Origin of the sequence: Sunxiuqinia indica, assembly GCF_009847015.1 — a bacterium.
In the GTDB taxonomy this organism is placed as follows: Bacteria; Bacteroidota; Bacteroidia; order Bacteroidales; family Prolixibacteraceae; genus Sunxiuqinia; species Sunxiuqinia indica.
In genome coordinates this window covers 166,423-182,502 of record NZ_WVEM01000002.1, presented here as the reverse complement: position 1 = coordinate 182,502, position 16,080 = coordinate 166,423, and the positions used below count along the sequence as shown (strand labels likewise).

Here is a 16,080-nt window from a genome sequence, read left to right as displayed (position 1 = left end):
ATTAATGACTAAATGTTACCTCAAAAATAGAATGAATTACATCTTTCATCTAGTCGTATTTGTGCATGAATTTACAATATATTTGCAGAGCAATCAAATCGCGGATTAATGAAAATCATGCATGAGCAGCTGAATATTAAGAATGAAAGCTCCTTAAAAGTAAAGTGGGACGATTTTCCACATTTCACTTTTCCATGGCATTTTCATCCTGAATATCAACTAGTGTATGTAATTGAAAGTTTCGGAACCCGGTTTATTGGTAACAGTGTGGAAAATTTTGAAGCGGGCGATCTGGTTTTGTTGGGGTCAAACGTGCCCCACTTTTGGAAAAATAATGAATTATTTCATCGAAATGATCCGCAGTATAAAGATTTCAATTACTGTTTCAAAAGCTTGAAATCATTTTCGCCCAGCCAATACCGAAAATTATACCACCTAAACAGTCAAGTCAGTTAAGTGAATCTTCTTTCAAACTTACGTGCAAGACATAATAAACACCATTCTAAATTCACCTTCGTAAGAACAATCTATCTTTCAAGGTGTTTTGTTCAGTTATGGGGTTGAAATATGCCCATTTTATAAATGTATGAGAATGAATGAGACTATTGAGATGAAAAAAACTTCCTCGGAAAGGAATTCAACTACCCAGGAGCCAATCCAACAATTTTTAGCAAAGCTTAAAGACAAAATGAAACAAGTCTATCACCAGCGAGGTGATATTGACAAATACAGCCAACAACGGGGATTGCCTCCTTTTGTGCTTCGCGAAATCATGGAATGTAATCCGTTATCGATCGGAATTCCGAAGGAATATGGTGGTCGTGGTGCCATCATGCGCGAAAACATTGCACTGCTTGAAGCTGCGTCGTACGAATCGCTGGCTCTGTCGCTGACTTTTGGAATTAATTCAGCCCTGTTTTTACAGCCCGTTGGAAAGTACGCACAGGAAGAGGCTAAAGCTTCGGTTTTCAAACGCTTTTTGGAACAGCGAAACATGGGTGGACTGATGATTACCGAGCCTGATTACGGCAGCGATGCCCTGAACATGCAAACATCGTGTACCGAAGAAGAAGACTATTTCCAGCTGAGTGGAAAAAAACACTGGGCCGGATTAACCGGATGGGCTGACTATTGGCTGCTCACCGCCAGACAAAAAACGGAAAAAGGTGATCTGAAGCGCGACATCGACTTCTTTATTTGTGATGTAACCCAACCCAATCAGGGCATTCAGGTTGAAGAGTTTTTTGACAACCTTGGATTGTATCAGATTCCCTACGGACGAAATCATATCGATGTAAAAATTCCAAAAACACATCGTCTGCAACCTCATTCAACGGGGGTTAAAATGATGTTGGATTTACTGCATCGTTCACGCATGCAGTTTCCCGGAATGGCTATGGGTTTTATTCATCGTATTATGGATGAAGCGATCAACCATTGCAAACAACGATTAGTTGGAGGGAAAAGCTTATTAAACTACGATCAGGTTCAGGAGCGTTTATCGAAAATACAAGCCTCATTTACGGTTTGCTCGGCCATGTGCTCAAACAGTGCGAAAAAGGCCGGTGTTGAAAACGATCTGACAGGAATCGGCATTGAAGCAAACGCTGTTAAATCGGTAATTACCGACCTGATGCAAGAAGCAGCTCAATCGCTCACCCAATTGGTTGGCGCAAAAGCATACAAGCTAAGCCATCTTGGAGGACGCGGAATTGTTGACAGCCGTCCTTTCCAGATTTTTGAGGGATCGAATGATATTCTTTATGCTCAGATTTCAGAAGGAATTGTAAAGCAAATGCGCAAGCTGAAAGAAACGAACTTGTTCAATTTTCTGAAAGGATATGAATTAACCAGTCGCTCAGCCGACCAATTGAAAGAGCTTTTCAACTTTGACTTGAATCTGCAACTACCTCAACGCAAAATGGTAGAACTGGGGCAGGTTATTGGTCGTGTTATTTCAATGGACATGGTACACAAATTGGCCGACGAAGGATTTCGCAACGACCTGATTGAAGGTGGAGTAAACATGCTTCAGCAGGAAATTACACAAACCATGAGCAAATTCAAATCAAAAACACTTGACTTGGTTATTGAAGATTACCAGGATGACAGTTCCTGGCTCAAATTTTCAATCTGAAAAATATAGTTATAACACGTTTCACTTTTAGACGAAAGATATCAATCCTCATGATTGATATCTTTTTTTTATATCCGTGAGTTTACCTGAGGTCATTCAGTTGCCACGGAATGAGCAATGATTTATTAATTTTGTTTCAATTACAAGCGACACTGAAAATTGAAGTAAAGCATGAGTGAGAAAAATCAATGGCTATCGGTCTTCATTAATCCCTTGCGAAAGCAAGCGTGGTTTGAAACATTCCGACAGGCTTTTTGGAGCAATCCGGATCGGTTGATGGCTGCCAAAGCGACCTTTGCTATTGTTTTGCTGGCTGTTCCTTTTGTCGTTGCAGGGAAATCGGTTATTGGCATTACTCTGGCTTTGGGAGCTTTAGCCGGTGCCCTTTCCGAAACCGACGATCATCCCCGGGGAAGGATCAAATCGCTGGCACTAAAAGTCGTAAGCTTCGGATTCTCCAGTTTTGCTGTCGCCCTATTAAATCCTTACCCAATTATTTTAGGCTTCGGACTTGCGATTTCCACCATCGGTTTTATCCTCATTGGTGGATTGAGTGAGCGATACCGGGGAGTTACTTTTGGTGCGATACTCGTTGGCATTTACACCATGCAGGGTATCGACAATAGCCCCGGTTGGTACTTGCAACCTATTTTACTTTCGGCCGGAGCCCTGTTCTATGGATTGCTTTCGCTCGTATTGCTTTTTTATCATCCGTGGCGATTACTGGAAGAACAGTTAGCCCGAGGTTACCTGGCCTTAGCAACTTACCTCGAAGAAAAAGCGAAACTATTTCCAAGTGACAAAACGCGTCAGGGACAATTACGAAATCAGTTGGCACTTCAAAACGTGCAATTAGTTGCCGCGCTCGATCGATGTAAAGACGTACTGAATAGTTATGGCGATGCGGTGAAGGATGAGGAGCCATTGAAACCATACATGCGCTATTTCATGCTTTTGCAAAGCTTGCACGAACGAGCTGCTTCCAGCCACGAGCGCTACGATTTGCTGAGTGACGACCCGGAAAATAAAGAGCTACTGGAAGGGATTGGGCAAACGCTTCTGCAGCTATCATTGGCCATCAAACAATTTGCCAATAGCCTGCTGGCCGGAACGCCTTATCGGCATCCTGTTTCGTTAGCCTGGATGGTAAATGCCTTGAAAGACCAGTTCGAGAAAGCTGAAAATAAAGCGACACATCCGTTGGCGCCACTCATCAATAACCTGAACCGATCGCATCAATCACTGGTCAATTTAAACGAAGATCAGCAACGAAGCTTAACGCCACGCCTGGCCAAAGATGAACGAACAATTGGCGAACGACTGAAAGCTCAGCTAAACTGGAATCATCCGCGGCTGCGGTATGCCATTCGGCTTAGTTTGTGTTTCCTAGTTGGATTTGCGATTTCCGAAGGATTTCAAATTGCAAGGGGAGAGTGGATCATCCTCACCAGTTTATTTGTTTGCCAACCCAGTTACAGCGAAACCCGCCGACGCCTGCTACAACGCGTTTTGGGAACTCTCACCGGAGTTATTGCAGGCGTGCTGATTGTTCAACTATTCCCGACCAGTGCCGGACAGCTGGTGCTCATGCTGGCATCAGCTTTTACCTTTCTGTTTTGGCTGCGTCGGAACTACTCAATCTCTGTTATTTTCATTACCATTTTTGTGCTCAGTGCTTTTAGCCTGATTACTGATGAAGGGGTAGCCATCATGGTTCCACGTTTGGTTGATACCGTAATTGGTTCGGTGTTGGCTATTATTAGTGTGCGGTTGCTTTGGCCCGACTGGCAATACAAACGTCTGCCCGGTCTCATTAAAGAGGCGCTGAGTAAAAACACGGCCTACTTTCAAGCTATCATCAATGAATATGAACACGAATCGACCGACGATGATTTTGATTACCGGGTAGCACGCCGACAGGCACACCGAGCCGACAACGCCCTGGTATTAGCCTGGCAAGGCATGCAAATGGAGCCCAAAAACCGACAGCATTTTCGCAAGCAGGCCTTTACCCTCACCTACCTCAACCATGCGCTATTGTCCTATTTGTCGGCACTTGGGGCACATCGTCAGCAGCAGCAGCTAACTACAATCGAGCTGTTATCGATTGCTAAAGATGTGCTGGCTGCTTTGCAGGAAGTTACCAATTCAATGCAAGTACAAAACGGCGTGAGAGACAAACACATTGACAACCTGATGCATGAAATTAAAGAGCATTTAAACAATACCGAACAAGGAGAAGCGCTGCAACAATTTAACTTGCTATTCAACATTGCCGATGTTACAGCCCACATTTTAAAACGGGCAAACGTATTGGCCATTCATCAAAAATAACAAAGGCAAATCCATGAGTTTTCTCGTATTCGATGTAATGGGAATGCCTTATCTTTACTAATCGAGTGCAAACAACAAAATTTACAACAATGAAACATATTGAAACATACATTGAAAATAATAAAGATCGCTTTTTAGATGAACTATTTGGCTTGATTCGAATTCCTTCGGTCAGCTCAATTGAAGCCCACAAACCCGACATGTACAAGGCTGCTGAATATTGGAAAGAACTGCTTCTCAGTTCGGGAGCCGATCAAGCACAGGTTTTTGAGACCAATGGCAATCCGGTTACTTATGCCGAGAAAATCATTGATCCTGCAAAGCCTACCGTATTGGTGTATAGCCACATGGATGTGATGCCTGCTGAGCCCCTGGAACTATGGAAGTCACCGGCTTTTGAACCGGAAGTACGCGATGGTAAAATATGGGCGCGTGGTGCCGACGACGACAAAGGCCAGGGCATGATGCACGCCAAAGCTTTTGAGCTGATGGTAAAGACCAACACCCTGCCCTGCAATGTCAAATTTATGATTGAAGGAGAGGAAGAAATTGGCTCTCCCAATTTGGGTAAGTGGTGCGAAGAAAATAAAGAAATGCTGAGTGCTGATGTTATTTTGGTTTCCGACACCACCATGCTGGCACCCGGCAAACCTGCCATTACTACCGGCCTGCGCGGACTAGCCTATTGGCAGGTGGAAGTGACCGGCCCCAACCGCGATCTGCATTCAGGATTGTATGGTGGTGCTGTTGCCAACCCCATCAATACATTGGCTAAGTTAATTGCACAAATGACCGACGATAATGACCATATCACCATTCCCGGTTTTTACGACGATGTATTGGAAGTTTCCACTGAAGAACGGGCCTTACTGGCAAAAACACCTTTTGATCTGGAAAGTTATAAAAAAGCCTTATCGGTTGATGAACTGGCCGGTGAAAAAGGCTATTCCACGATCGAGCGCACCGGCATTCGCCCATCGTTTGATGTGTGTGGCATTTGGGGCGGTTACTCGGGCGAAGGAGCCAAAACTGTTTTACCATCAAAAGCCTTTGCTAAAATTAGCACTCGTTTGGTTCCCAATCAGGATCATGAAAAAATTGCCGAGCAGTTTAAAGCCCACTTCGAAAGCATTGCTCCAAAGTCGGTTAAAGTGAACGTAACTTCGCTGCATGGCGGCCAGGGATATGTTTGCCCAATCGATTTACCTGCCTATCAGGCTGCTGAAAAAGCCTACATCGATGTATTCGGACAACGCCCCGTCCCGGTTCGCAGCGGTGGTTCTATTCCAATTATTTCGACCTTTGAACAGGTGCTGGGTATTAAAACAATTTTAATGGGCTTTGGACTGGAATCGGATGCCATTCACTCGCCAAACGAGAATTTCCCACTGGAACAATTCTACAAAGGCATTACCACCATCCCATTGTTTTATAAGTACTTTGCCGAGAAAAAATAAGCCTTGTCATTTCCTGCCCTTCCTCTCGATACCTTTTGAGAGCGTGTGTGGTTTAATGTGGGCTAGCACCTGTTTAATGTGAACCAAAACCTGTTTCAAGTGGACTTTAACTTGTTTGGAATGCATTCTAAACGAACTACGATGCACTTTATAGGGTAAACCTAGGTAAAAAACATGTCTTTGGTCAAAAAAAAACTGGTTACGGCTCAAACCAAATAAAAAGTGGACCGCAGCAGGCGAAAAGTGGTCAGAAAAATATCGATTAGTATCCGTTTTGAGTAAACATAGCCGCTATCGGTTCAGAAGAAAAAGGATCTTCCAGTTGAGTACGTCTGCCCGGAAAGTTTTTCAATAAGGGGGCAGTTCGTTTGTTCTTCCTTGTTTTTTATGCCATTACCGGACATGGAAAGCTGCGCAATCATAAACCAGCTGACTTGTTTCGAAACGAATATCAGACTATGCTTACAAGTTTCGAAAGAGCAAGGAAATTGATGAATGGCTAGTACAAATTATCCAAAATCGACTCATCGAGATAACTTGTTGATTGAACGTCGACCGCCTCGGGTTCAAGACTAATGTATTGAAACGCGATATCTTTATCCACTAAGCCATCGTCGGTATCGTGGATGTAAGAATTAAACGAAGACATCTCCCATTTAGAAGGATGACTGACCAGATTATGAATTACCGGAATTTGATGGATGTATAAAAAGCAAGTGGTGATGTAATCAACATTTGCAAAATCGTCGAGGGGTGCTACCCGTTCGTGATTTAATATTTTCGCTTTTGTGGGTTGTGAAAAATACCGGCCGGTTTGTCTGTTTTCCTTATTATAGGCCCGAGTGTACGAACTGGTCATTAGTCGCAAATTAACCGCCAGCTGCTGCTGCAATCGACCATTTTTATTGACTCTCAGCGACAATCCTTCAGGTTTTAGCTGCACCAAAAGATGAAAATGATTTGGCACTAAACACCATGCCAAAATGTTACAACACGGATGTACGTATGCACGCAGTCGTTCTTTGAAAAAAAGATAATTTGTTCTGGACTTAAAGACGGGTTCGTTTGACCGATTGAAAATATGGTAGATGGTATCTGCTTCGAATTTCATAACTACGCTAATTTTACTGGTGTAGAATACAAATTACAACCTTTCAACCAAATAAACTACAAATCTATCTTAAATTACATTAGAGTCCGGTTAAAATTTCAAATGATGGGCTAAAGCCCGCGTCATATCTGGCATACTAACCTTAGAACGTCCGGGCTTTAGCTCATCACTCCACCTTATTGAATATCAACTGTTCTATTTTCATTCGTTTCTCGCATCACCCAAGTTTTTATTTCTCCCGGACAACAGTGCTTAAATTATAGTGTTCATTTTTTGGTGCTGCCCGGAGTCTCCGAAACAAGCAGTCATTTGGCAACGATTAGGCCCACGGTCAGTCCTCATTCGCCTGTTAATAAGCGTAATTCCGAATGTTGCGCCCCACTTGCATCAGTGTTTTCAAGTACATTTAGATACAAAAAAGCGGAGTCGTAAAATCAACGATTCAATTTTTAGCACGAAAAAACCCTTCAGCTGATGATGAGCTGAAGGGTTTCTGAGGAATCATCCCCTGATCACACCTTACTTCATCACTAATTCTTCTGTATGGTTACTTTAATTACCTGTGACGCTTCGGGCCAGGGGAATCCATCATCAAGCATGCGCACCGTGCCTCCTTCAACATCTTCGTTAGAGGTTTTCGTGCCGGGATACTCGTTTGGCTCAGTTCCAGCATCCCAAATCATTACTTCGCTGGTAATGTCTTTTACCGCATTGCCAAAAGTTAGTTTGATACCATCGTCGCCAAAAGCAAAAAACTCGTCATTCGAATTTCCCAACATACTGGCTATACTCAGGTATTTATTGGGCTTTGCTTCAATGGTGAATGTATACTTATCACCGGGAAATATTGGCCCTGCACCACCGGCAATATCAGGCATATTGGAAACACCCGAAGTATAACCATTATCCATCAACGATGTATTTAATTCTGAAGGATCTCCCGTTTCAGCAAGCAGCTCCAGTCCCCAGCCATAATCGGGGTTGTTTTCGGTAAATACAGGCCTGTCGTCTTTGTCATGAATAACCCATAAAACAGGCGCGATTGGCGAAACGTAGCCGCTATTCATCGAAAGATAATCACCTAAAACCGATGCGTTTCCTGTTTCAGCAAGGTCTTCAAGCCCTTTGTCGTAATCAGCCATTCCGGCTTCAAAGAGCGGGTTTTCGCTGGTGTGCACCACCCAGGTTACCGGTGAGATACCCGTTGTTGTAGTAGGAAGATTGTCGATGGTTACCGTAAACATACTGTTGCCGTCATAATCCAGCGTCACCATCAGGTTTGTGCCAACCATGCCGTAATCATAGCCATCGCCCACTGCCGACATTAACTGAACGACTCCATTTTCATCAGTACCATCATGCATATTGTCCATACCGGGCATCTGGTTCACTTGTGTTCCGGCATCCCACAACATCACTTGCGAGGTAATATCGCCAGTTACCGGGCTACCACTGTTATAGAGGTCAATTCCCATTCCATCGGGGGCATAAAATCCGTCGTTCGAAAAACCATACATGGTTGCAAAAGACAATTTATGATTTGACCCGGCATGGAACGAAAATTTGAATGACTCTCCCGGATGTGCGGGACCTGCCTCACTGGCTCCCTCCGGAATACTTGAAACACCCGACTCGAAGAACATGTAATTGGCAGAAACATTTTCAACTGTTACCGTGTACATTTTCGCAGGGAGATGATCGCCACCATGTGGAAAATCTTTTTTAAGACATTGCGTGAATAACAATCCGACCAATGCCAAACTCAATGTTAATCTGAAAACTTTCATAGCAATAAATTTTTAAAATTAATCTATCACTAAGGTCTGGCTTAAGTATCACAGAAAAGTCACGAGCCGTTAAACTTTTAATAACGAATCAATTAGAACAAACTCATGCGTTTACCGGAATGTGAAACGGGACAGTTCAAGCAACATGATGACTATTTTTGAAGCCTCGCTATCAGGTTGTTTTGAGTGATGAAGCATTATGAAATCCGCGGAGAAAATCTTCCGTTTTCATGCGTTTCTTACCACTTAGTTGAAGGTCGGTAACAAACAACCATTTATCGCCTGCAGCAATTTTCAGATAGGTTTTATCATCCGAATCAATTGTTCCGGGCTTAACATCGGTAGCCTCACCGAAGTTGGCAAAGTAGATTTTCATTGAATAGCTTTTGTCCGATTCGTCTTCCAGGCCGGTCCAGGCTGCCGGGTAGGGCGATAAGCCTCGAATTTGGTTGCGAATTTCTTCAGCCGGTTTATTCCACTCAATACGGCAATCGTCTTTAAAAATTTTAGGAGCCGGCTTTAATTCATTTGCTTGAATTTCATCTTGCTCCACCGTTGAGTAGTTGCCTTCAGCTAAAGCATCAACCGTTTTCAACACTAAGCCTGCTCCAATATCCATCAAGCGGTCGTGAATATCTCCAACGGTATCATTGGTGCCGATGGGTGTTTTTTCGCTGAACAGGATTGCTCCGGTGTCAATCTCGTGCGATAACAGGAAGGTTGTTACCCCGGTTTCTTTGTCACCATTCATTACAGCCCAATTTAATGGAGCCGCTCCACGATATTGTGGCAAAAGCGATCCGTGAAGATTGAATGTTCCTAATCTCGGCATATCCCAAACCACTTCGGGTAACATTCGGAAAGCAACCACAACCTGTAGGTCCGCATTCAGGCTTTTGAGTTCTTCAATAAATTCCGGATTTTTCAATTTTGGAGGCTGCATAATGTGCAGTCCTTTTTCAACAGCGTATTGCTTAACAGCCGACTCTTGCAACTTGCGACCTCTGCCGGCCGGTTTGTCGGGCGAGGTAATTACACCAACAACCTGATAGCCATTTTCAACTATAGCCTTTAAACTCGCCACAGCAAAATCGGGCGTTCCCATAAAAACAATGCGTAAATCTTTTCCGGTCATGATATCTGCTTTTGTGCAAAGATACATTTATCGAGAACCAAATTCCAACATACAAACGGATAACCAAGGCAAATCAGGGAGTCTGATATTTTCTGGCCACATCGGGTCGTAATTTCCGATTTCCTTTTTTAGCTTTCGGATCGTAGGGGCAGTGCTTACAACCATTGGAGCAACAATAACCTCGTTTTACCAAATAACTTTCGGTCATTACCCGGTAACCTTCTTTGGAGAGGTAGTAATCTTCTCCTTCGACTGAGTTGTCGTAACTATCGGGAAATAAATGATCAAACATCCCCATAACGAGTGCTAGTCATATTTAAATTTCTGAAGGAAATGCCCCATGCGGTCGCGTTTGGTCTTCAGGTATTGTTGGTTGTATTGATTTGGTTCTACTTCAACCGGAATCGTTTCGGTAACTTCCAGACCGTAGCCTTCAATACCGACACGTTTTACCGGATTGTTCGTCAGCAATTTCATTTTGCAAACACCCACTTTCCGCAGTATCTGAGCACCAACTCCATAGTCGCGCTCGTCAGCCTGAAATCCCAGGTGGATGTTGGCATCGATGGTGTCCATGCCCTCGTCTTGTAGTTTGTAGGCTGCTATTTTATTCATCAAGCCAATTCCACGACCTTCCTGCATCATGTAAACAATCACGCCTTTGCCTGCCTCTTCAATCATTTCCATTGACTTGTGCAGTTGTTCTCCGCACTCGCAACGCATCGAACCAAAAATATCTCCGGTCATGCACGATGAATGCATGCGGACCAAAATTTCCTCTTTTTCTTCCCAGCTACCTTTAATCAGGGCAACGTGTTCTGCTCCGTTTGATTTCTGACGGAAAGGTATAATTCTGAAATCGCCGTATTTAGTTGGCATTTGAACTTCTTCGCCTTGATCAACCAAACTTTCAAATTTCAGCAGGTAGGCTATTAAATCTTTGATGGATATAATTTTCAGGTCAAACTTATCAGCGACTTCCATCAGTTCCGGAAGTCTGGCCATGGTGCCATCTTCGTTCATAATTTCGACCAATACCCCGGCAGATTTGAGTCCTGCCAAACGCGCCAGGTCAATTGCGGCTTCAGTGTGTCCGGCACGGCGCAAAACACCGCGGTCTTTTGCTTTCAATGGAAAAATATGCCCAGGCCGCCCCAGCTCTTCCGGATCAATATTGTCATCAGTTAGCGCTAAAATTGTTTTAGCCCGGTCGCTGGCAGAAATTCCTGTCGTGCAGCCATGCCCCGTTAAGTCGACAGAGACAGTAAACGGTGTTTGGTGTGATGAGGTATTTTTACCAACCATCAGCTCGAGATTAAGCTCCTCACAGCGACTTTCAGTTAGCGGAACACAAATGAGCCCTCGCCCGTGTGTTGCCATAAAGTTCACCTTTTCAGGCGTCATTAATTCAGCCGCGGCAATAAAATCACCTTCATTCTCACGATCTTCGTCGTCTACAACAATAATCAGATCCCCTTTTCTAATGGCGTCAATTGCCTCGGGTACAGTATTTAATTTGAACTCGTCCATTGTGATATTTGGTTTGCAAAATGCAGGTGCAAAACTACGGAAAAATATCGATTTTAAAATGACAATTTACACCTTTGCCCGCTTGGATTTCTCCCAAACAACAGATTGTTTGCCTTTAAAGTAGCGAACAATTCCTTTTATGGAGGCGTAATTCATGGCAACGAAATAGTACGGAATAAAGAAAAATTTGAAACGAATCTGCTTGTTTTCTGACTGCCAGCCAATTGCGGCAATAACATACAAAGTTAACTGAAAGTACAGGAACACCGCATAGAAATTATCGACATCAAATGTGTTGTTTTTCACCAAAATTAAGAGATTGATAAGAAAGATGCCAAACAGTGCAAAAGGAGCAATCGTCCATCGAAGTATTTTATGCGAAATATACTGAAAACTAAGCCGGCCGTTGCGAAGAGGGTTGAGCAGCTGTGGCAACCGGAAAATGGCTTGCAGGCCTCCTGCGGCAATGCGTATTTTGCGCTTCAGTTCTTCTTTTACACTTGCCGACGCTGACTCTACAGCATAAGCATTTGGCGTATATGCAACCCGATATCCACTCTCGGCAATACGCAGCGAAATGATAAAGTCATCGAGGATAGTATCCGGCTCAACCGGCTTGAATAAATCGGTGCGAATGGCAAAAAGTTCACCGGCAGCGCCAACTGCTGAGCTAAACTCAGCATCCATTCTTTTTATAAACGATTCCAGTTTCCAATAGAATCCCTCCCCGGAAGCAGCTGCGGAGTCCTCGTCCTTTTCCAAGATTCGTTTTTCGCCGGCAACACAACCAACTGCTGGGTTTTGAAACTGACGGACAATTTCCATGATTGATTGTTCGCCCAGAATGGTATTGCTATCGGAAAATATCACCAGTGGAGTTTTAACAAACGCTAGCCCACGGTTCATCGCGTGAATCTTCCCAAGCCGTTCGGGCGTATGCTCAACCTGTAGTTCCGGGAACTGCCGTAGAAATTCTGGTGTTCCGTCGGTCGATCCGTCAGTCATCCATAAATACTGGATTTTATCTTTGGGATAATTCAGTTTAAATGAGTTCTCTACCTTTTGCCGGGCAACTTCAATTTCGTTGTAAGCCGTTACAAACAAACAAACTTCGGGAAGATTAGCCGCATCAAGATTGAGTTCTTTCAGTTTTGCACCAAACAAGCGCTTAATTATTACCAATATCCATATGATTGCTGCATACCCCACATAGGTGTATAAAACCACAATTAATGATATCAGGAATAAGATCTCAAGCATTGATATGCTGCTTATAAAAATCGATTAAGGATTCGGCAAACGCCATATTGTCAAAATGTTCGTTCGTAAAATCTACGGCATTTTTACAAAGTTGATCGTATTTCGACCGATCGTTGATCAATTTAACAATTCCCTCGATAAAGGAATTAGCATTGTCTGCTAAAATGAAATGCTTGTTATTTTCCACCGCAATCCCTTCAGCTCCAATTGCCGTGGAAATAATCGCTTTCCCGAGTGCCAACCCTTCGATGATCTTCACACGCATACCACTTCCGGAGAGCAATGGAACCACCATGATTGCTTTTGAATTCATGAACGCATAGGCATCTTCAATTTCACCCAGATACTCTACATTCTTATATTTCAGCTTCGACTCGAGCCAGTCCGGTGCATTTCGTCCAGCCACGTAAAATTTAAGCTCCGGATATTTCTGATGTAGTTTCATCCAGACGTTTTCCAGGAACCAAAGCAGTCCTTCCTGGTTCGGAGCCCAGTCGAGCGCTCCAATATGAAATACCGACGGATATTCTAATTTCCCGGCTCTGGGAACAAGCGTGGCTAAATCGATGCCTGCCTGTGTGGTATGTTTCGGTTTCGTATTCCCCAATTGATCCAGAATGTCACCATCGCGATCGGTGATCGGAATTAAAACATCATAATCGTTTAGATGCCCGATCTCAAATTTCTTAATGCGCTTGGCCAGTAGTTGAAGATAAATTCGCTTAATTCCCGGCGTTACTGCTGCGGTTCGTTCCCAGATCTCATGCTCTACATTGTGAGCCCGGTACGCGATTAATGCGCTCGAGTGTTCTTTGATTAATGAGATGTAAGGACAAAGGTACAGCCCTTCGAGTTGTATAACATCATACTCATTGTTTCGCAGTGTTTTAATTAGCTGATTAGCAAAACTCTCGTCCAAAAAACGTCGAGCATTATACGGAAGTTGCGAAAAAAGCAAATTACCGATCAATCCACCCATCGTTATTTTGGCCGGGACTTCAACCAGCTGGAAGTTGACTTTCTCTTTAAGACTTTCCGGTATATCCTGAATTGAAATATGATGTTTATGCGTGTTCATGGCCAGTATGTCAACCTCGTGCCCAAGTAATGAAAAACCTTTGCATATGGTTAACATAGCTATTGCCCCCCCGTCTTTAGGGGGCCATGGAACTTTATTACACAGCTGAAGAATTCTCATATTATGAAGTGGTTTCCGGTTTGCTTTTTCGCCTAAACAAAAAGCTAAACAAGCGTTTAAGCTGATACTGATATACTTCAATGTTGAATAAGCCGGAGTCGTTAGCTGATTTGTAGGACAAAAATATGCCTAAGGGTAAAAACAAGTAGGTTGAAAACCACATGCCATTAGTCATGTTCCACATGTCTTCACGCGCAAATTTCTCTCCCGTAATCGAAACCATGTAATAGGTAATAAACATTAAAATGGATACAACCACAGGCATTCCTAATCCACCTTTACGAATAATGGCTCCAAGTGGTGCTCCAATAAAAAAGAATATAAAGCAGGCAAAGGACCAGGTGAACTTCTTATGTTTCTCCATGGTCAGCTTATTGATCGATTTCTTTTGATTATATAATTCGTTCAGGTTTTGATTAATAGTCTGATGGTTCGTGCGAGCCTGTCCAATAGCCATGGTTATCAATTCATTTTGAACCTGTGGAGTAAGTGCTTGGTAAATTGTGTCAAAAGCAACAATGGTATCCTGTACAAATCGATGAGGATGCTGGATTGAATCCTGGGTTTCGGTTAAAGCAAGCACCCGCTCATTTAGGGCCCGAGGGTATCTCATCGATATCGCAAATCGCCGTACTCGCTTTTTATACGACTGATACATGGAGTCTTCAATGAAGTTTAGTTGGTCGAGGTTCATCATTTTATAGTGACTTCGCATTCTACTTTCGTCAGTGCGCTCAAAATCAAAACCTTCCAAAGGGATTGTTACAACCTCTTTTCCAAATCGTTCTCTACGAAAAGGAAAGGTTCTGTTCTTCCCTCTTCTATTTGGCTCTTCGTCAGTTGCCGACTGACCATTAAACATGGTCATGGTCATGTATTTTTTATCTTCTGAAATCTTCATAAAACCGGAGTCGGCCACCGTTACTGTCACATTTCCTTTATTTTCTTTGTGATCGTAAATCATTAAACCATAAAGCATATTGTTATTTTTGCCCTTTCGATCAACTTTTATGCTATAGCCATCAATTTCATTTGTAAAAACACCTTCAGAAATCACCATTTCCGGTTTTTGCCTTTTCACACTTGAAAGCAAAGCTCCAAATTTCAGATTTGTTTTTGGCAGAATATTGTTGGAAAAATAAAAGGCGAATAAGGTTAGTACAATCGCAACACCTATTAATGGTTTCATGATTCGGAATAATGAAATTCCGGATGCTTTAATAGCAACCAGTTCATAATTCTCACCCAAATTACCAAATGTCATAATTGATGCCAGCAGCATGGCTAGCGGAAAAGCCATTGGGACAAGCGCAAAGGAAGCATACAGCAATAATTCTGCGACAATGTTCCACTCTAAACCTTTACCAACCATGTCATCAATGTACTTCCAAAGAAATTGCATTAGCAGTACAAAGACACAAATGAAAAAGGTCATTAAAAATGGACCCAAGAAAGTTTTTAAAACAAATATATGTAGTCGCTTCATAGTGTATCGTTGGAAACGAATACAAAGCTAAGTTATTTTGAAGAAATTGAAAGTTAAAAAACCCTTAACAACCAAGGATGTGTTTTAAGTCAGCAATTTGCGAATTCCATAATTCCGATGTTTCTTCTTCTTCATCTGTGGTATCAATCACAATTAAAGAAACGTCTCCGGTTAAATCATCTTTCGTGATCCTAAACTCAAAATACCCTTCTTCTTCATCAACCCAATTATACCGTACAAGTTTATCTTCTTTTTGCAGTGTTTTCTCAGCTTGTTGCTCCGACCCTTCCCATATAAAAGTATAAATTTTACCTCTTACCTGTACATCATCAGCAAACCATTCGGCTAGCCCTGATGCAGTGCTCAGTCGATTATACAGCACTTTAGGAGAGCAATTCATCGGATATTCTAACTGGATCTCAATTTTTTCAGACATGGATTTTATGTTTGTCGCAATATAAGTAATAACTCTCAAATTAGCAATCAGTTTTAGTCTCCACAGCAGAACAATGAAACAACAAACGACAGGCTCCTCAAAAGGACTTTTGAAACGCAAAATGAAAATACCTCACAGGAAGTCGCTCCTGACTGATCAACCATGAATATGCAAAAGGTGACATTTTCAACGGCAAAAACCATTCATCC

At 42.8% G+C, this 16,080-nt stretch carries 13 protein-coding genes; 4 read left to right on the top strand and 9 right to left on the bottom strand.

Going from position 1 to position 16,080, the window contains the following annotated elements; translation table 11 throughout:
- Window positions 1–108: 108 nt before the first annotated feature.
- The 4 genes from GR929_RS04055 (at window position 109) to GR929_RS04040 (ending at window position 5,928) form a co-directional block, all read left to right on the top strand.
- Entirely contained in the window at window positions 109–456 is a 348-nt protein-coding gene (locus GR929_RS04055) for a cupin domain-containing protein (protein ID WP_159517652.1), read from the top strand.
- Window positions 457–592: 136 nt separating this feature from the next.
- Window positions 593–2,137 carry an acyl-CoA dehydrogenase family protein gene (locus GR929_RS04050; protein ID WP_159517651.1) on the top strand — a complete coding sequence of 515 codons (1,545 nt, stop codon included), beginning with the start codon at window positions 593–595 and terminating at the stop codon, window positions 2,135–2,137.
- Window positions 2,138–2,308: 171 nt separating this feature from the next.
- Window positions 2,309–4,471 (top strand): YccS family putative transporter, encoded by a 2,163-nt coding sequence (gene yccS, locus GR929_RS04045; protein ID WP_159517650.1) that lies wholly within the window; start codon window positions 2,309–2,311, stop codon window positions 4,469–4,471.
- Between the two features lie 89 nt (window positions 4,472–4,560).
- Entirely contained in the window at window positions 4,561–5,928 is a 1,368-nt protein-coding gene (locus GR929_RS04040; protein WP_159517649.1) for a dipeptidase, read from the top strand.
- Between the two features lie 499 nt (window positions 5,929–6,427).
- Here the strand turns inward: GR929_RS04040 and GR929_RS04035 are convergent, their stop codons facing one another.
- The 9 genes from GR929_RS04035 to GR929_RS03995 form a co-directional block, all read right to left on the bottom strand.
- On the bottom strand, window positions 6,428–7,039 hold the full coding sequence (locus tag GR929_RS04035; RefSeq protein WP_159517648.1) for a hypothetical protein: 612 nt from the start codon (window positions 7,037–7,039) through the stop codon (window positions 6,428–6,430).
- 530 nt (window positions 7,040–7,569) lie between these two features.
- Window positions 7,570–8,826, bottom strand: coding sequence for a spondin domain-containing protein (locus GR929_RS04030; protein WP_159517647.1), 1,257 nt, complete (start codon window positions 8,824–8,826; stop codon window positions 7,570–7,572).
- 172 nt (window positions 8,827–8,998) lie between these two features.
- On the bottom strand, window positions 8,999–9,961 hold the full coding sequence (gene fmt, locus GR929_RS04025) for a methionyl-tRNA formyltransferase (protein ID WP_159517646.1): 963 nt from the start codon (window positions 9,959–9,961) through the stop codon (window positions 8,999–9,001).
- A 73-nt stretch (window positions 9,962–10,034) separates the two neighbouring features.
- A complete protein-coding gene (locus GR929_RS04020) occupies window positions 10,035–10,259 on the bottom strand; it encodes a DUF5522 domain-containing protein (RefSeq protein WP_201300897.1) in 225 nt (74 codons plus the stop codon).
- 8 nt (window positions 10,260–10,267) lie between these two features.
- Window positions 10,268–11,491 carry a bifunctional 3,4-dihydroxy-2-butanone-4-phosphate synthase/GTP cyclohydrolase II gene (locus GR929_RS04015; RefSeq protein WP_159517645.1) on the bottom strand — a complete coding sequence of 408 codons (1,224 nt, stop codon included), beginning with the start codon at window positions 11,489–11,491 and terminating at the stop codon, window positions 10,268–10,270.
- A gap of 66 nt (window positions 11,492–11,557) precedes the next feature.
- The gene (locus GR929_RS04010; protein ID WP_159517644.1) at window positions 11,558–12,751 is read right to left on the bottom strand and encodes a glycosyltransferase family 2 protein; all 1,194 of its coding nucleotides are present in this window, start codon (window positions 12,749–12,751) and stop codon (window positions 11,558–11,560) included.
- Window positions 12,744–13,949 (bottom strand): glycosyltransferase family 4 protein, encoded by a 1,206-nt coding sequence (locus GR929_RS04005; RefSeq protein WP_159517643.1) that lies wholly within the window; start codon window positions 13,947–13,949, stop codon window positions 12,744–12,746. Before GR929_RS04005 ends, GR929_RS04010 begins: the two co-directional genes overlap by 8 nt.
- 1 nt (window position 13,950) lies before the next feature.
- Window positions 13,951–15,435 carry an LptF/LptG family permease gene (locus tag GR929_RS04000; RefSeq protein ID WP_159517642.1) on the bottom strand — a complete coding sequence of 495 codons (1,485 nt, stop codon included), beginning with the start codon at window positions 15,433–15,435 and terminating at the stop codon, window positions 13,951–13,953.
- 64 nt (window positions 15,436–15,499) lie between these two features.
- On the bottom strand, window positions 15,500–15,871 hold the full coding sequence (locus GR929_RS03995; protein ID WP_159517641.1) for an START-like domain-containing protein: 372 nt from the start codon (window positions 15,869–15,871) through the stop codon (window positions 15,500–15,502).
- Window positions 15,872–16,080 lie beyond the last annotated feature (209 nt).